General features: G+C 57.7%; 16 protein-coding genes. 12 read left to right on the forward strand and 4 right to left on the reverse strand.

From position 1 onward, the window contains the following. The first annotated feature begins 47 nt into the window (after positions 1–47). Positions 48–2,591, forward strand: coding sequence for a class I adenylate cyclase (gene cyaA, locus IM300_RS15070; RefSeq protein ID WP_193037140.1), 2,544 nt, complete (start codon positions 48–50; stop codon positions 2,589–2,591). 91 nt (positions 2,592–2,682) lie between these two features. On the opposite strand, the gene cyaY is transcribed toward cyaA, so the two are convergent. Beyond that, positions 2,683–3,003, reverse strand: a complete 321-nt coding sequence (cyaY, locus tag IM300_RS15075; RefSeq protein ID WP_028014797.1) for an iron donor protein CyaY — start codon at positions 3,001–3,003, stop codon at positions 2,683–2,685. Positions 3,004–3,138: 135 nt separating this feature from the next. Here cyaY and IM300_RS15080 point away from each other — a divergent pair, with 135 nt between their 5' ends. The 8 genes from IM300_RS15080 (at position 3,139) to corA (ending at position 10,070) form a co-directional block, all read left to right on the forward strand. After that, positions 3,139–3,342, forward strand: coding sequence for a lipoprotein (locus IM300_RS15080; protein WP_006812373.1), 204 nt, complete (start codon positions 3,139–3,141; stop codon positions 3,340–3,342). 35 nt (positions 3,343–3,377) lie between these two features. Beyond that, on the forward strand, positions 3,378–4,202 hold the full coding sequence (gene dapF, locus IM300_RS15085) for a diaminopimelate epimerase (RefSeq protein WP_022646661.1): 825 nt from the start codon (positions 3,378–3,380) through the stop codon (positions 4,200–4,202). Continuing rightward, positions 4,199–4,906 (forward strand): DUF484 domain-containing protein, encoded by a 708-nt coding sequence (locus IM300_RS15090; RefSeq protein WP_063868844.1) that lies wholly within the window; start codon positions 4,199–4,201, stop codon positions 4,904–4,906. Before dapF ends, IM300_RS15090 begins: the two co-directional genes overlap by 4 nt. Continuing rightward, on the forward strand, positions 4,903–5,805 hold the full coding sequence (gene xerC / locus IM300_RS15095) for a tyrosine recombinase XerC (protein WP_063868846.1): 903 nt from the start codon (positions 4,903–4,905) through the stop codon (positions 5,803–5,805). The genes IM300_RS15090 and xerC overlap by 4 nt, the downstream gene beginning before the upstream one ends. After that, complete coding sequence (gene yigB, locus IM300_RS15100; RefSeq protein WP_102749596.1) at positions 5,805–6,521, forward strand: 5-amino-6-(5-phospho-D-ribitylamino)uracil phosphatase YigB; 717 nt, start codon at positions 5,805–5,807, stop codon at positions 6,519–6,521. The genes xerC and yigB overlap by 1 nt, the downstream gene beginning before the upstream one ends. A gap of 79 nt (positions 6,522–6,600) precedes the next feature. Further along, positions 6,601–8,763, forward strand: coding sequence for a DNA helicase II (uvrD, locus tag IM300_RS15105; protein WP_063868850.1), 2,163 nt, complete (start codon positions 6,601–6,603; stop codon positions 8,761–8,763). 149 nt (positions 8,764–8,912) lie between these two features. Next, on the forward strand, positions 8,913–8,969 hold the full coding sequence (ysgD, locus tag IM300_RS22665; RefSeq protein WP_212743980.1) for a YsgD/CorL family protein: 57 nt from the start codon (positions 8,913–8,915) through the stop codon (positions 8,967–8,969). Between the two features lie 150 nt (positions 8,970–9,119). Further along, on the forward strand, positions 9,120–10,070 hold the full coding sequence (gene corA / locus IM300_RS15110; RefSeq protein ID WP_063868853.1) for a magnesium/cobalt transporter CorA: 951 nt from the start codon (positions 9,120–9,122) through the stop codon (positions 10,068–10,070). 83 nt (positions 10,071–10,153) lie between these two features. Here corA and rarD read toward each other — a convergent pair whose 3' ends face one another. Together rarD and yigI are read right to left on the reverse strand one after the other, a co-directional pair. Beyond that, positions 10,154–11,050, reverse strand: coding sequence for an EamA family transporter RarD (gene rarD, locus IM300_RS15115; RefSeq protein ID WP_193037142.1), 897 nt, complete (start codon positions 11,048–11,050; stop codon positions 10,154–10,156). Between the two features lie 51 nt (positions 11,051–11,101). After that, positions 11,102–11,569 (reverse strand): acyl-CoA thioesterase YigI, encoded by a 468-nt coding sequence (yigI, locus tag IM300_RS15120; RefSeq protein WP_006812366.1) that lies wholly within the window; start codon positions 11,567–11,569, stop codon positions 11,102–11,104. Positions 11,570–11,729: 160 nt separating this feature from the next. Here yigI and pldA point away from each other — a divergent pair, with 160 nt between their 5' ends. From pldA to rhtC, 3 genes are all read left to right on the forward strand, one after another. Beyond that, on the forward strand, positions 11,730–12,599 hold the full coding sequence (pldA, locus tag IM300_RS15125; RefSeq protein ID WP_063452178.1) for a phospholipase A: 870 nt from the start codon (positions 11,730–11,732) through the stop codon (positions 12,597–12,599). A gap of 90 nt (positions 12,600–12,689) precedes the next feature. After that, on the forward strand, positions 12,690–14,519 hold the full coding sequence (gene recQ / locus IM300_RS15130; RefSeq protein ID WP_063868856.1) for an ATP-dependent DNA helicase RecQ: 1,830 nt from the start codon (positions 12,690–12,692) through the stop codon (positions 14,517–14,519). Positions 14,520–14,580: 61 nt separating this feature from the next. Beyond that, positions 14,581–15,201 (forward strand): threonine export protein RhtC, encoded by a 621-nt coding sequence (rhtC, locus tag IM300_RS15135; protein WP_010426287.1) that lies wholly within the window; start codon positions 14,581–14,583, stop codon positions 15,199–15,201. Here the strand turns inward: rhtC and rhtB are convergent. Continuing rightward, positions 15,198–15,818, reverse strand: a complete 621-nt coding sequence (rhtB, locus tag IM300_RS15140; RefSeq protein ID WP_028014786.1) for a homoserine/homoserine lactone efflux protein — start codon at positions 15,816–15,818, stop codon at positions 15,198–15,200. The two genes, rhtC and rhtB, sit on opposite strands and share 4 nt — an antisense overlap. Between the last annotated feature and the right edge of the window lie 30 nt (positions 15,819–15,848).

Consider the following 15,848-nt stretch of genomic DNA (forward strand, 5'->3'; position numbering starts at 1 on the left):
TCTGTTTTGACTGGCGTGCGACACCCGGAAACATCAGGCGATACGTCTTGTACCTCTATATTGAGACTCTGAAACAGAGACTGGATGCCATCAATCAATTGCGCGTGGATCGCGCGCTTGCTGCCATGGGACCTGCTTTCCAGCAGGTATACAGTCTACTGCCGACATTGTTGCACTATCACCATCCGCTAATGCCGGGTTACCTCGATGGTAACGTTCCCCAGGGCATTTGCCTCTACACGCCTGATGAAACCCAACAGCATTACCTGACCGAACTTGAGCTCTACCGTGGTATGCCGCCGCAGGATTCGCCGAAAGGCGAGCTGCCGATTACCGGGGTTTACTCCATGGGCAGCACCTCATCGGTTGGGCAAAGCTGTTCTTCTGACCTGGATATCTGGGTCTGCCATCAGTCCTGGCTCGACAATGAAGAGCGCCAGCTGTTGCAGCGTAAATGCAGCCTGCTGGAGAGCTGGGCGGCGTCGCTCGGCGTGGAAGTGAGCTTCTTCCTGATTGATGAAAACCGTTTCCGCCATAACGAAAGCGGCAGTCTGGGTGGTGAAGACTGCGGCTCGACTCAGCACATTCTGCTGCTGGATGAGTTTTACCGTACCGCCGTTCGCCTGGCCGGGAAACGTATTCTGTGGAATATGGTGCCGTGCGATGAAGAAGAGAATTATGACGACTACGTCATGTCGCTTTACTCGCAGGGCGTTCTGACGCCAAACGAGTGGCTGGATCTGGGCGGCCTGAGCTCCCTGTCCGCCGAAGAGTACTTTGGTGCAAGCCTCTGGCAGCTTTATAAGAGCATTGATTCACCGTACAAAGCGGTGCTGAAAACCCTGCTGCTGGAAGCCTACTCCTGGGAATACCCTACGCCGCGTCTGCTGGCGAAAGACATTAAGCAGCGTCTGCACGACGGGGAGATCGTCTCCTACGGGCTTGATGCCTACTGCATGATGCTGGAACGCGTCACCGAATACCTGACGGCCATTGATGACACCACGCGTCTTGACCTGGTGCGTCGATGTTTCTATCTCAAAGTCTGTGAAAAACTGAGCCGTGAGCGCGCCTGCGTTGGCTGGCGTCGTGAAGTGGTCAGCCAGTTAGTCAAAGAGTGGGGATGGGACGAAGCGCGTCTCGCCATGCTCGACAACCGCGCCAACTGGAAGATCGATCAGGTGCGTGAGGCGCACAACGAACTGCTTGATGCGATGATGCAAAGCTACCGCAACCTGATCCGCTTTGCCCGCCGCAACAACCTTAGCGTTTCTGCCAGCCCACAGGATATCGGGGTGTTAACCCGTAAGCTGTACGCCGCATTTGAAGCGTTGCCAGGCAAGGTTACGCTGGTTAACCCACAGATTTCGCCTGACCTGTCTGAACCGAATCTGACCTTTATCTACGTCCCGCCGGGCCGCGCAAACCGCACCGGGTGGTATCTGTACAACCGTGCGCCAAGCATGGATTCAATCATCAGCCATCAGCCGCTGGAATATAACCGCTACCTGAACAAGCTGGTGGCCTGGGCCTGGTTTAACGGCCTTCTCACCTCACGCACCCGGTTGTTTATCAAGGGCAACGAGGTGGTCGATTTAGCCAAGTTGCAGGAGATGGTGGCGGACGTCTCGCACCACTTCCCGCTGCGTCTGCCTGCGCCGACGCCAAAAGCGCTCTACAGCCCGTGTGAGATCCGCCATCTGGCGATCATCGTCAACCTGGAATACGACCCGACGGCGGCCTTCCGCAATCAGGTGGTCCACTTTGACTTCCGCAAGCTGGACGTCTTTAGCTTCGGCGAGCAGCAAAACTGCCTGGTGGGCAGCGTGGATCTGCTGTACCGCAACTCGTGGAACGAAGTGCGAACCCTGCACTTCAACGGCGAGCAGGCGATGATCGAAGCGCTGAAAACCATTCTCGGCAAGATGCACCAGGACGCCGCGCCGCCGGACAGCGTGGAAGTGTTCTGCTACAGCCAGCACCTGCGCGGCCTGATTCGTACCCGCGTGCAGCAGCTGGTGTCTGAGTGCATCGAACTGCGCCTCTCCAGCACCCGCCAGGAAACCGGGCGCTTTAAAGCGCTGCGCGTCTCCGGCCAGACCTGGGGCCTGTTCTTTGAGCGCCTGAACGTGTCGGTCCAGAAGCTGGAAAACGCCATTGAATTCTACGGCGCGATTTCGCACAACAAGCTGCATGGCCTGTCGGTTCAGGTGGAAACCAACCACGTTAAGCTGCCACAGGTGGTGGATGGCTTTGCGAGTGAAGGGATCATTCAGTTCTTCTTCGAAGAGTCGGGCGATAACGCCGGGTTTAATATCTACATTCTGGATGAAACCAACCGCGCCGAGGTGTATCACCACTGTGAAGGCAGCAAAGAGGAGCTGGTGCGCGACGTCAGCCGCTTCTATTCGTCCTCGCACGATCGCTTTACCTACGGCTCAAGCTTTATCAACTTCAACCTGCCGCAGTTCTACCAGATTGTGAACGTAGATGGCCGGGCGCAGGTGATCCCGTTCCGTACGCAGGCAATTACCCCTGCGGTGCCCGCGAATCAGGATACCGCACCGCTGTTGCAGCAGTATTTCTCCTGAGCCTTTTCGCCGGGTGGCGCTTACGCTTACCCGGCCTACGGTCCGAGCCGTTGTAGGCCCGGTAAGGCGTAGCCGCCACCGGGCAACAAAACTACCTGAAACTCACGTTCTCGCCCGCCTGCGCGGTTGCAGCCTGTTCCAGCAGATCCCAGAACGTTTCGCCGCTGCGATCGCAAACCCACTCGTCACCTTTCAGGTCAAAGTGATAACCGCCCTGTTTAGCCGCCAGCCACACCTGGTGAAGCGGCTCCTGACGGTTAATAATAATTTTGCTGCCGTTTTCGAAGCTTAAGGTCAGGATCCCGCCGTTGATTTCACAATCGATATCGCTGTCGCCGTCCCAGTCGTCGATACGCTCTTCGATGGTCATCCACAGGGTATCGGCGAGGCGATGAAATTCACTGTCGTTCATGGTTTTATTCCTGTTTTTCGTGATGGCGGCAGTATAACGCTAAATAATTCCCGTTGCAGGAAAGCGGCAAACTCTTGCTTTTGTGTCTTCTCCTGCGATGATAGAAACAGATTTGAACTTACGGGCAACCTCTACATGAAAAACGTCTTTCGAACGCTTGCCGTTCTTGTCACTCTGTTTAGCCTGACCGGCTGTGGACTGAAGGGACCACTTTACTTCCCGCCAGAGGATAAAAACGCACCACCGCCGACAAAACCGGTGCAAAGTGGTATCGAGTCATCTACGCCGGATACCAACGATCGCGGCAATAACGGTGGCCCGACTCAGGTCAATCTCTGACAATTACGTTCTGTACCCGCGCAATGGAGCAAATGATGCAGTTCTCTAAAATGCATGGCCTTGGCAACGACTTTATGGTCGTCGACGCGGTAACGCAGAATGTCTTTTTCTCCCCGGAGCTGATCCGTCGTCTGGCGGATCGACACGTGGGCGTCGGGTTTGACCAGCTGCTGGTGGTGGAGCCTCCTTACGATCCTGACCTGGACTTTCACTACCGCATTTTTAACGCCGACGGCAGCGAAGTGTCCCAGTGCGGCAATGGCGCGCGCTGTTTTGCCCGCTTTGTTCGGCTAAAAGGGCTCACCAACAAGCGCGATATCCGCGTCAGCACCGCCAACGGTCGGATGGTGCTCAGCGTCACCGACGACGAACTGGTGCGCGTGAACATGGGCGAGCCAAACTTCGAGCCTTCTGCCGTGCCGTTTCGCGCCAACAAAGCGGAAAAGACCTATATTATGCGCGCCGCCGAGCAGACAGTATTGTGCGGCGTTGTCTCAATGGGTAACCCGCACTGCGTGATTCAGGTGGATGATGTGCAAACCGCCGCGGTCGAAACGCTCGGCCCGGTACTGGAAAGCCACGAACGCTTCCCGGAGCGGGCGAACATCGGTTTCATGCAGGTGGTGAAGCGTGAACACATTCGCCTGCGGGTTTACGAGCGCGGCGCGGGCGAAACCCAGGCCTGTGGAAGCGGTGCCTGTGCGGCGGTGGCCGTGGGCATCTCGCAGGGGTTACTGGCAGAAGAGGTTCGCGTGGAATTACCGGGCGGGCGTCTTGATATCGCCTGGAAAGGAGCGGGTCATCCACTGTACATGACTGGCCCGGCGACACATGTTTATGACGGGTTTATCCATCTATGAAGCAACCAGGGGAAGAACTGCGGGAACCCTTAACGGAGCTGGACGACAGCGCCGTTGTGGATTACCTGCTGCATAATCCTGAGTTTTTTATCCGCAATGCACGCGTCGTCGAACGGATGCGCGTGCCGCATCCGGTTCGCGAGACCGTGTCGCTGGTTGAATGGCACATGGCGCGCTCGCGCAATCACATCCATCAGCTCGAAGAGAACATGACGCTGCTGATGGAGCAGGCCAGCAATAACGAAAGCCTGTTCCACCGTCTTCTGCACCTCCAGGCGCGTCTGGCGTCTGCGCACAGTCTCGAAGAGTTTCTCAACCGCTTCCACCGCTGGGCGCGCGAGCTGGGGCTGGCAGGCGCAACTCTCCGCCTGTTCCCTGACCGCTGGCGCATTGGCGCGCCGTCCGGGTTTACCCATCTGGCGCTTAGCCGTCAGGCGTTTGAGCCGCTGCGCATTCAGCGTCTGGGCCATGAGCACCACTATTTGGGGCCGCTTAATGGACCAGAGTTGCTGGTGGTGTTGCCGGAAGCCAAAGCTATTGGCTCGGTGGCGATGTCGCTGATGGGGCGTGATGGTGACCTGGGTGTGATGTTGTTTACCAGCCGCGACGCGCATCATTATGAGCAGGGGCAGGGCACGCAGCTGCTACAGGAAATCGCCCTGATGCTGCCTGAGCTGTTGGAGCGCTGGATTGAGCGCGTATGACGGACGCACTGCTCGCCACTGACGTCTCGCGTTTTCTGCGCTATCTGGGCGTAGAGCGCCAGCTTAGCCCCATTACGCTGCTCAACTATCAGCGTCAGCTTGATGCCATCATGCAGATTGCCGATGAAATCGGCCTGAAAAGCTGGCAACAATGTGACGCCGCCACGGTACGCGGGTTCGTCGTGCGTAGCCGTAAAAAAAACTTAAGCCCGGCGAGCCTGGCGCTCCGGCTCTCTGCCCTGCGCAGCTTTTTCGACTGGCTGGTCAGTCAGGGCAAGCTGAAAGCTAACCCGGCAAAAGGGATCGCCACGCCAAAAGCCCCACGCCATCTGCCGAAAAATATCGACGTCGACGACGTAAACCGCCTGCTGGATATCGATCTTAACGATCCGCTGGCCGTGCGCGACCGCGCGATGCTGGAGGTGATGTACGGTGCCGGGCTGCGTCTTTCCGAGCTGGTCAATCTCGATATAAAACATCTCGACCTGGAAACGGGCGAAGTGTGGGTGATGGGCAAGGGCAGCAAAGAGCGCCGCCTGCCGATTGGCCGCAACGCCGTCTCCTGGATTGAGCACTGGCTGGATCTGCGCGGGCTGTTTGGCGCCGAAGAAGATGCGCTGTTTTTGTCGAAGCTTGGCAAGCGGATCTCCGCGCGTAACGTGCAGAAACGCTTTGCGGAGTGGGGCATCAAGCAGGGGCTGAACAGCCACGTGCATCCGCACAAGCTGCGCCACTCCTTTGCGACGCACATGCTGGAATCAAGCGGCGACCTGCGCGGCGTGCAGGAGCTGCTCGGCCACGCGAATCTGTCGACCACCCAAATCTATACCCATTTAGACTTCCAACACCTTGCCTCGGTGTATGACGCGGCGCATCCACGCGCCAAACGGGGGAAATAATGCGTTTTTACCGCCCACTCGGTCAGATCTCAGCCCTGACCTTTGACCTTGATGACACCCTATACGATAACCGTCCGGTGATCCTGCGTACCGAGCAGGAGTCGCTGGCGTTTGTGCAGAACTACCATCCTGCGCTGAAAGCGATGCAGAATAAAGACTTCCAGCAGCTGCGTCAGTCCCTGCGGGAAACCGAACCGGAGATTTACCACGACGTGACCGAATGGCGTCGCCGGGCGGTTGAGCAGGCGATGCTCAACGCCGGCCTGAGCGCGCAGGATGCGGCCACGGGGGCCGAAGCGGCCATGGAAAACTTCGCCAAATGGCGCAGCCGCATCGATGTGCCGCAGGAGACGCACGACACGCTGGCGAAACTGGCCAGTAAGTGGCCGCTGGTGGCCATCACCAACGGCAACGCTCAGCCCGAGCTGTTTGGCCTAGGTGACTATTTTCAGTTCGTGCTGCGCGCGGGCCCGCACGGGCGCTCGAAGCCTTTCAACGATATGTATCACCTGGCGGCGGAAAAACTGGATTTGCCGCTCGGCGAAATCCTGCACGTGGGCGATGACCTGACCACGGACGTCGCCGGGGCGATCCGCTGCGGCATGCAGGCCTGCTGGATCAAGCCGGAAAACGCCGATCTGATGACCACCCCGGACAGCCGTCTTCTGCCGCACGTGGAAATTTCACGGTTGGCATCCCTCACGACGCTGATATAATCATCAATTGTTCTGTATAAATTAACAGGGTTTTGGCGAATGGAAACATTTGCCTGCCCGACATGACGTGACGGTGCCAATGGACGTTTCTTACCTGCTCGACAGCCTTAATGATAAACAACGTGATGCGGTTGCCGCCTCGCGTACAAACCTGCTGGTACTGGCTGGAGCGGGCAGTGGTAAGACGCGCGTGCTGGTTCATCGTATCGCCTGGCTCCAGAGCGTGGAGAACTGCTCGCCGTATTCGATTATGGCCGTGACGTTTACCAACAAGGCGGCGGCAGAGATGCGCCACCGTATCGCACAGCTGATGGGCACCAGCCAGGGCGGCATGTGGGTTGGCACCTTCCACGGCCTGGCGCACCGTCTGCTGCGCGCGCACCATATGGACGCTAACCTGCCGCAGGATTTCCAGATCCTCGACAGCGAAGATCAGCTGCGCCTGCTGAAGCGCCTGATCAAGGCGATGAACCTCGACGAGAAGCAGTGGCCGCCGCGTCAGGCGATGTGGTACATCAACGGTCAGAAAGACGAAGGGCTGCGTCCGCACCATATCCAGAGCTTCGGCAACCCGGTCGAGCAGACCTGGCAGAACGTCTACAAGGCCTATCAGGAAGCGTGCGACCGCGCTGGCCTGGTGGATTTCGCCGAGCTGCTGCTGCGCGCCCATGAGCTGTGGCTGAACAAACCGCATATCCTGCAACACTACCGTGAACGCTTCACCAACATCCTGGTGGACGAATTCCAGGATACCAACAACATCCAGTACGCGTGGATCCGCCTGCTGGCCGGTGATACCGGCAAGGTGATGATCGTCGGCGATGACGACCAGTCTATCTACGGCTGGCGCGGCGCGCAGGTGGAAAACATCCAGCGCTTCCTCAACGATTTCCCCGGCGCGCAAACCATCCGTCTGGAGCAGAACTACCGCTCAACCAGCAATATTCTGAGCGCGGCCAACGCCCTGATTGAGAATAACAACGGGCGCCTGGGTAAAAAGCTGTGGACCGACGGCGTCGACGGCGAACCTATTTCGATTTACTGCGCCTTCAACGAACTCGACGAAGCGCGCTTCGTGGTGAACCGCATTAAAACCTGGCAGGACAACGGCGGCGCGCTGGAGCAGTGCGCCATTCTCTATCGCAGCAACGCCCAGTCGCGCGTGCTGGAAGAGGCGCTGTTGCAGGTGAGCATGCCGTACCGTATTTATGGCGGTATGCGCTTCTTCGAACGTCAGGAGATCAAAGATGCGCTATCGTATCTGCGTCTGATTGCCAACCGTAACGACGATGCGGCGTTTGAGCGTGTGGTGAACACGCCGACGCGCGGCATCGGCGATCGCACGCTGGACGTGGTGCGCCAGGCCTCGCGCGATCGTCAGCTTACGCTGTGGCAGGCGTGCCGCGAGCTGTTGCAGGAAAAAGCCCTCGCCGGACGCGCCGCCAGCGCGTTGCAGCGCTTCCTGGAGTTAATTGACGCGCTGGCGCAGGAAACCGCCGACATGCCGCTGCACGTACAGACCGACCGGGTGATCAAAGATTCCGGCCTGCGCACCATGTACGAGCAGGAAAAAGGCGAAAAGGGGCAGACCCGTATAGAGAACTTAGAGGAACTGGTCACGGCAACGCGCCAGTTCAGCTACAACGAAGAAGACGAAGATCTGATGCCGTTGCAGGCATTCCTCTCCCACGCCGCGCTGGAGGCGGGAGAAGGGCAGGCCGATACCTGGCAGGATGCGGTTCAGCTGATGACCCTGCACTCCGCCAAAGGTCTGGAGTTCCCGCAGGTGTTTATCGTCGGGATGGAAGAAGGCATGTTCCCGAGCCAGATGTCGCTGGATGAAGGCGGGCGTCTGGAAGAAGAGCGTCGTCTGGCCTACGTGGGCGTGACCCGTGCGATGCAGAAGCTGACCCTGACCTACGCGGAAACCCGCCGCCTGTACGGGAAAGAGGTGTATCACCGTCCGTCGCGCTTTATCGGCGAGCTGCCCGAAGAGTGCGTGGAAGAGGTGCGCCTGCGCGCCAGCATCAGCCGTCCGGTCAGCCATCAGCGTATGGGGTCGCCAATCTCTGAAACCGACACCGGGTACAAGCTGGGCCAGCGCGTGCGCCACGCTAAATTTGGCGAAGGCACCATCGTCAACCTGGAAGGCAGCGGCGAGCACAGCCGCTTGCAGGTAGCGTTCCAGGGGCAGGGGATCAAATGGCTGGTGGCAGCCTATGCCAGGCTGGAAAGTGTGTAACTTTCAGAAAAATATCACTATTTTGTAATATTCTGCTAGCCTTATACGCTGAAGGTCAATTAATGCCCTTCAGCGTTCCGTTGCGTGTTGACGCCACAGTTATTGCTGGCGTAACATGCGCGCACGATTACGCTAAGAGGACATTCGCCTTGGACACACCCAGTAGATACTGGCTCAATTCCCTGTCATCCAGGAACAACTCCTAAGGCTATCTCCTCTTGCTGATGGCCTTAGTGGTTGTCAGCGACTGCATTTTTCCCGTCGCGCTGAGTCAGGCTGTTTAATGGTCTGAAACCCAATTTGTTTCTGTGTGCCCACCGAACTGTCCGATATTTTTTGCATTGGGAGTCCCGGTCATGTTGAGCGCATTTCAACTCGAAAATAACCGACTGACTCGGCTTGAAGCCGAAGAGTCACAGCCCCTCATTGATGCCGTATGGGTGGATCTGGTCGAGCCGGACGACGATGAACGCCTTCGCGTACAATCTGAACTGGGGCAAAGCCTGGCGACACGCCCGGAACTGGAAGACATCGAAGCATCCGCCCGTTTTTTTGAAGACGAAGACGGCCTGCACATTCACTCCTTCTTCTTTTTTGAAGATGCCGAAGACCACGCGGGGAACTCTACCGTGGCGTTCACCATCCGCGATGGCCGCCTGTTCACCCTGCGCGAGCGCGAACTGCCGGCGTTTCGTCTCTACCGTATGCGTGCCCGCAGCCAGGCGATGATAGACGGAAACGCCTATGAGCTGCTGCTGGATCTGTTCGAAACCAAAATCGAACAGCTGGCGGATGAAATCGAAAACATCTACAGCGACCTGGAAAAGCTGAGCCGCGTGATCATGGAAGGCCATCAGGGCGATGAATACGACGAAGCGTTGTCCACGCTGGCGGAGCTGGAAGATATCGGCTGGAAGGTGCGTTTGTGTCTGATGGATACCCAGCGCGCGCTGAACTTCCTGGTGCGCAAGGCGCGTCTGCCGGGCGGTCAGCTGGAGCAGGCGCGTGAGATTTTACGCGATATCGAATCCCTGCTGCCGCACAATGAATCCCTGTTCCAGAAGGTCAACTTCCTGATGCAGGCGGCGATGGGCTTTATCAACATCGAGCAGAACCGCATCATCAAGATCTTCTCGGTGGTCTCCGTGGTGTTCCTGCCGCCGACGCTGGTGGCGTCCAGCTACGGGATGAACTTTGAGTTTATGCCGGAGCTGAAGTGGAGCTTTGGTTACCCGGGGGCGATTATCTTTATGATCCTCGCCGGGCTGGCACCGTATCTGTACTTTAAGCGGAAGAACTGGCTTTGAGAATTCGCCCGGTGGCGCTACGCTTACCGGGCCTACAGATCTTGTAGGCCGGATAGGCGCAGCCGCCATCCGGCAAAAAAGCACTACATCCCTCTGCGGGTCCTGCGCTGGGTATAGATCGCATCCGCAACAAAGATGGCCAGCGCTACCCAGATAAAGGCGAAGGTCACCATCTTATCCGCACCCGGCACTTCGCCGTAAAATACCACCGCCAGCAGGAACATCAGCGTCGGGCCAATGTACTGGAAGAAGCCCAGCGTGGAGAGACGCAGGCGCGTTGCCGCACCGGTGAAGCACAGCAGGGGAATCGTCGTGACCACGCCTGCGGCCATCAGCATCAGGTTTAACGACCAGGGGTTGCTGCCCATGTGACTGGTGGCGCTGTCGGCAATACCGAACAGATAGATTGCCGCGACCGGCAGCAGCCACAGGGTTTCAAACAGCATGCCCGTCTGCGCTTCCACCGCAATCTTCTTACGCACCAGGCCGTAGAAGGCAAAGCTGAACGCCAGGCCGAGGGCGATAATCGGCAGCGAGCCAAAGGTCCACAGCTGCACCAGCACGCCGCAGAAGGCCAGAATCACCGCCACCCACTGCATCCGACGGAAGCGCTCGCCGAGGAAAATCATCCCCAGCACGATGTTCACCAGCGGGTTAATGAAGTACCCCAGGCTCGCTTCGAGCATATGATGGTTATTCACCGCCCAGATGAACAGCAGCCAGTTGCCGCCGATCAGCACTGCGGAAAGCGCGAGCAGGAAGACCTTCTTCGGCGTTTTCAGCAGCGTTTTGACGCCTGACCACTGACGGCTGATGCTCATCAGCGCGATCATAAAGAAAAACGACCAGATGACGCGGTGGGTGAGGATTTCGTCCGCCGGGACATAGGCGATAAGCTTGAAGTACGCCGGCGCGATACCCCAAATAAAATAAGCGGCAAGGGCGAGTAAAACGCCCTGCCGCGTCTGTTTAGCATCCATCGGGAAAATCCGTTACAAAAAAGTGAATCAATTTTACCCGAATTTGCCGCCTCAACCCACCATATAAGTGGCGGTTGCGCTGGCGATATAAACCTGCTCTTCGTTATGCAGCTCAACGCGGGCAACGGCAACTTTATTCCCGGCACGCAGCAGGCTGCTGGTGCAGGTAAAGCGGTTTCCTCGTCCTGGACGCAGGTAGTCGACGCGTAAATCGATGGTTCCCATGCGCGACAGGCGCTGGCGTAACTCATCTTCGTTGATGGTGTCGTGGCGCGTCAGCGTGCTGCCCACGCACACCAGACCGGCCGCCACGTCCAGCGCAGAGGCAATCACCCCGCCATGCAAAATGCTTTGCGCCCAGTTGCCCACCATCATTGGCTGATTATTGAAGCTAAGCTGAGCAAAGTCTTTTTCGTATCGTTCCAGCTCAAGACCCAGTGCACGGTTAAACGGCATGTGGTACACAAAAATCTCGCCCACGAGTTTTAATGTTTCTTCGGCGGTTAGCGTGGCTGACATCAGACGTGGCATCCTTATTGTTAATAAAATGTTGATTTTATGCTTCAGGATAAAGGAATGCCACTTTAAGAAACGAGGAAGCGGAAGTTATCGCAGAAGTCTGTAGAATGCGCAGACAAAACTATTCATTAAATGTCACAATTTCAGGAGAACACCACCGATGCGGACGTATCTGGGTTGGTTACTGGCGGCGGTTGCGCTGCCCCTCACAGCATATGCGCAGGAAGCGACGATCAAAGAAGTGCATGATAAACCTGCCGTTCAGGGCAGCATCATCGCCAATATGCTTCAGGAGCACGACAATCCGTTCACGCTGTACCCCTATGACACAAACTACGTGATCTACACCCAGACCAGCGATCTCAACAAAGAGGCGATAAGTTCCTATAACTGGTCTGATAATGCGCGTAAAGATGAGGTGAAGTTCCAGCTCAGCCTCGCCTTCCCGTTCTGGCGCGGCATCCTGGGGCCGAACTCGGTGCTTGGCGCGTCCTACACGCAGAAGTCATGGTGGCAGCTCTCCAACAGCGGCGAATCTTCACCGTTCCGCGAAACCAACTATGAGCCGCAGCTGTTCCTCGGTTTCGCCACCGATTATGAGTTTGCAGGCTGGACGCTGCGCGACGTAGAGGTGGGTTATAACCACGATTCCAACGGTCGTTCCGACCCAACCTCACGCAGCTGGAACCGCGTCTATACGCGTCTGATGGCGCAGAACGGCAATTTCATGGTGGAAGTGAAGCCGTGGTACGTGGTGGGCAGCACCGATGACAATCCGGATATCACCAAATACATGGGCTACTATCAGCTCAAGGTGGGCTATCAGCTGGGTGACGCGGTGCTGAGCGCCAAAGGTCAGTACAACTGGAACACCGGATACGGCGGCGCTGAGCTGGGCCTGAGCTACCCGGTGACGAAACACGTGCGTCTCTATACCCAGGTGTATAGCGGCTACGGCGAATCGCTGATCGATTACAACTTCAACCAGACCCGCGTCGGTGTGGGCGTCATGCTGAACGATATTTTCTAAGCTGCTCGAATGTTTTTGCGTTAAACGTTGAAGTTTCTCTCTCAGGCGCTGAAAATAGCGCCTGTTTCATTTCTGGCATATGGGGTTAACGTGGCGCAGGCGGAAGTATTGAATCAGGAATCGCTGGCTAAACAGGTTTTGCATGAAACCTTCGGCTACCAGCAGTTCCGTCCTGGCCAGGAAACCATCATTGAAACCGTGCTGGAAGGCCGCGATTGCCTGGTGGTGATGCCGACCGGCGGCGGTAAATCGCTCTGCTATCAGGTGCCCGCGCTGGTGCTTAACGGCCTGACGGTCGTGGTATCGCCCCTTATTTCCCTGATGAAAGACCAGGTCGACCAGCTGCTCGCCAACGGCGTGGCGGCGGCCTGTCTTAACTCAACGCAAACTCGCGAGCAGCAGCAAGAGGTGATGGCCGGGTGCCGCACCGGACAGGTTCGTCTGCTGTATATCGCGCCAGAGCGTCTGATGCTGGACAACTTCCTCGAAAACCTGGCGCACTGGAACCCGGTCCTGCTGGCGGTGGATGAAGCGCACTGTATCTCCCAGTGGGGGCACGACTTCCGCCCGGAATATGCCGCGCTCGGCCAGCTGCGTCAGCGCTTCCCCGAGCTGCCGTTTATGGCGCTTACCGCCACGGCGGATGACACCACGCGTCTGGATATCGTTCGCCTGCTGGGGCTGAAAGATCCGTATATCCAGGTCAGCAGCTTCGACCGGCCGAATATCCGCTACATGCTGATGGAAAAATTCAAGCCGCTGGATCAGCTCTTACGCTACGTGCAGGAGCAGCGCGGCAAGTCCGGCATTATCTACTGCAACAGCCGCGCGAAGGTGGAAGACACCGCCGCGCGTCTGCAAAACCGCGGCTTTAGCGCCGCGGCCTATCACGCCGGGCTGGAGAACCACATCCGCGCCGAGGTGCAGGAGAAATTCCAGCGCGACGACCTGCAAATCGTCGTCGCGACGGTGGCGTTCGGGATGGGGATCAACAAGCCCAACGTGCGCTTTGTGGTGCATTTCGACATTCCGCGCAACATTGAATCCTACTATCAGGAAACCGGCCGCGCGGGGCGTGATGGCCTGCCAGCGGAAGCGATGCTGTTTTACGATCCGGCGGATATGGCGTGGCTGCGCCGCTGTCTGGAGGAAAAACCGCAGGGGCAGTTGCAGGATATCGAACGCCACAAGCTCAACGCGATGGGGGCCTTTGCCGAAGCGCAAACCTGCCGCCGTCTGGTGCTGCTCAACTACTTTGGTGAAGGACGACAGGCGCCGTGCGGCAACTGCGATATCTGCCTCGACCCACCAAAGCAATACGATGGCCTGATGGACGCGCGTAAAGCGCTCTCGACTATCGGACGCGTGAACCAGCGCTTCGGGATGGGCTACGTGGTGGAAGTGCTGCGCGGTGCCAACAACCAGCGTATCCGCGACATGGGTCACGACAAGCTGCCGGTTTACGGCATCGGTAAAGATCAGAGCCACGAGCACTGGGTAAGCATCATCCGCCAGCTGATCCACCTAGGCTTTGCCACGCAAAATATCGCCCAGCACTCTGCGCTTCAGCTCACCGAAGCGGCGCGACCGGTCCTGCGCGGCGAGGTGGAGCTGAAGCTCGCCGTTCCGCGCGTCGTCGCCCTCAAGCCGCGGGTGATGCAAAAATCCTACGGCGGCAACTACGATCGCAAGCTGTTCGCCAAGCTGCGTAAGCTGCGTAAAGCCATTGCGGATGAAGAGAACATCCCGCCATACGTGGTGTTCAACGACGCGACGCTGATTGAGATGGCCGAGCAGATGCCGCTCAGCGCCAGCGAAATGCTCAGCGTCAACGGCGTCGGTACGCGCAAGCTGGAGCGCTTTGGTAAAGAATTTATGGCGCTCATCCGCTCTCACGCCGATGGTGATGATGAGGAGTAGTCAGCCGGGCGAAAAAGTGCCAGGATGATGACTCACTGAATTATTTCCCCGCGAGCTAATTATGTTAATGCTATTTCTCACCGTGGCGTTAGTGCACATCGTTGCGCTGATGAGCCCTGGCCCTGACTTTTTCTTCGTGTCACAAACGGCCGTCAGCCGCTCCCGTAAAGAGGCGATGATGGGTGTGCTCGGTATTACCATGGGCGTCATGGTCTGGGCGGCGGTTGCGCTGCTCGGGCTGAACCTGATCCTGGCTAAGATGGCGTGGCTACACAACATCATTATGGTCGGCGGTGGACTGTACCTATGCTGGATGGGCTATCAGATGCTGCGCGGGGCGCTGAAGAAAGAAGAGAAAAAGCCGGAAGAGCCAAAGGTTGAGCTGGCAACGGGCGGACGCAGCTTTGTGAAAGGACTCCTGACCAACCTGGCGAACCCGAAAGCGATTATCTATTTCGGCTCCGTGTTCTCGCTGTTTGTGGGTGACAGCGTCGGCGCGGGCGCGCGCTGGGGGATCTTCCTGCTAATCGTCGTTGAGACGTTCGCCTGGTTCACTATTGTTGCCAGCCTGTTCGCCTTACCGGCAATGCGTCGCGGCTATCAGCGTATCGCGAAGTGGATCGACGGCTTTGCCGGCGCGCTGTTCGCCGGCTTCGGCATTCATCTCATCATTTCTCGCTAAGCATGACGCGCTGACGCAAGCAGCGCGCCAACCAGCATAAACAGCGAACCAAAGACTTTGTTCAGGGCCTTCATCTGCTTAGGCCCTTTGATCCACGCCGCAATTCGCTGCGCCAGCGTCGCGTAACCAATCATCACAATGATATCGACAATAATGGTGGTCGCGCCTAGCACCACATACTGCATGACCTGAGGCTGATGCGGTACGATAAACTGCGGGAACAGGGCGGCGAGGAACACGATGCTTTTTGGGTTGGTCAGGTTAACGAACACCGCGCGCTTAAACAGATGGCCGCGCGTTTGCGTCCGGGAGAGCGTATTCAGGTCAATTGAGCCTGCCGCGCGCCACTGCTGAATGCCCAGCCAAATCAGATACGCCGCACCGGCCCACTTCAGCACTTCAAACGCCAGCACCGAACGGGAGAACAGCGTCCCCAGGCCAATCCCCACCAGCACAATGTGAATGCCAAGCCCGGTCTGTAAACCGGCAATCGACGCCGCCGCGCCGCGATAGCCGTGGTTGATGGAGGTGGTCATGGTATTGATGGCCCCGGAGCCGGGTGAAAGGCTGAGGATGATGGATGTCAGCAGGTAAGCGAACCACCACTCGAAGGTCATTTGAAACTCCCGGATCGTCTGTTTTTATGC

This window comes from Enterobacter cloacae complex sp. I2 (assembly GCF_014896205.1).
Taxonomy (GTDB): Bacteria; Pseudomonadota; Gammaproteobacteria; order Enterobacterales; family Enterobacteriaceae; genus Enterobacter; species Enterobacter quasihormaechei.

Excerpts from the sequence above, each read along its gene's own strand:
- pldA (WP_063452178.1), top strand. The coding sequence starts at position 11,730 with ATGCGGACGTATCTGGGTTGGTTACTGGCGGCGGTTGCGCTGCCCCTC.
- xerC (WP_063868846.1), top strand. The coding sequence starts at position 4,903 with ATGACGGACGCACTGCTCGCCACTGACGTCTCGCGTTTTCTGCGCTAT.
- uvrD (WP_063868850.1), top strand. The coding sequence starts at position 6,601 with ATGGACGTTTCTTACCTGCTCGACAGCCTTAATGATAAACAACGTGAT.
- yigB (WP_102749596.1), top strand. The coding sequence starts at position 5,805 with ATGCGTTTTTACCGCCCACTCGGTCAGATCTCAGCCCTGACCTTTGAC.
- yigI (WP_006812366.1), bottom strand. The coding sequence starts at position 11,569 with ATGTCAGCCACGCTAACCGCCGAAGAAACATTAAAACTCGTGGGCGAG.
- rarD (WP_193037142.1), bottom strand. The coding sequence starts at position 11,050 with ATGGATGCTAAACAGACGCGGCAGGGCGTTTTACTCGCCCTTGCCGCT.
- dapF (WP_022646661.1), top strand. The coding sequence starts at position 3,378 with ATGCAGTTCTCTAAAATGCATGGCCTTGGCAACGACTTTATGGTCGTC.
- cyaY (WP_028014797.1), bottom strand. The coding sequence starts at position 3,003 with ATGAACGACAGTGAATTTCATCGCCTCGCCGATACCCTGTGGATGACC.
- IM300_RS15080 (WP_006812373.1), top strand. The coding sequence starts at position 3,139 with ATGAAAAACGTCTTTCGAACGCTTGCCGTTCTTGTCACTCTGTTTAGC.
- IM300_RS15090 (WP_063868844.1), top strand. The coding sequence starts at position 4,199 with ATGAAGCAACCAGGGGAAGAACTGCGGGAACCCTTAACGGAGCTGGAC.
- rhtC (WP_010426287.1), top strand. The coding sequence starts at position 14,581 with ATGTTAATGCTATTTCTCACCGTGGCGTTAGTGCACATCGTTGCGCTG.
- rhtB (WP_028014786.1), bottom strand. The coding sequence starts at position 15,818 with ATGACCTTCGAGTGGTGGTTCGCTTACCTGCTGACATCCATCATCCTC.
- corA (WP_063868853.1), top strand. The coding sequence starts at position 9,120 with ATGTTGAGCGCATTTCAACTCGAAAATAACCGACTGACTCGGCTTGAA.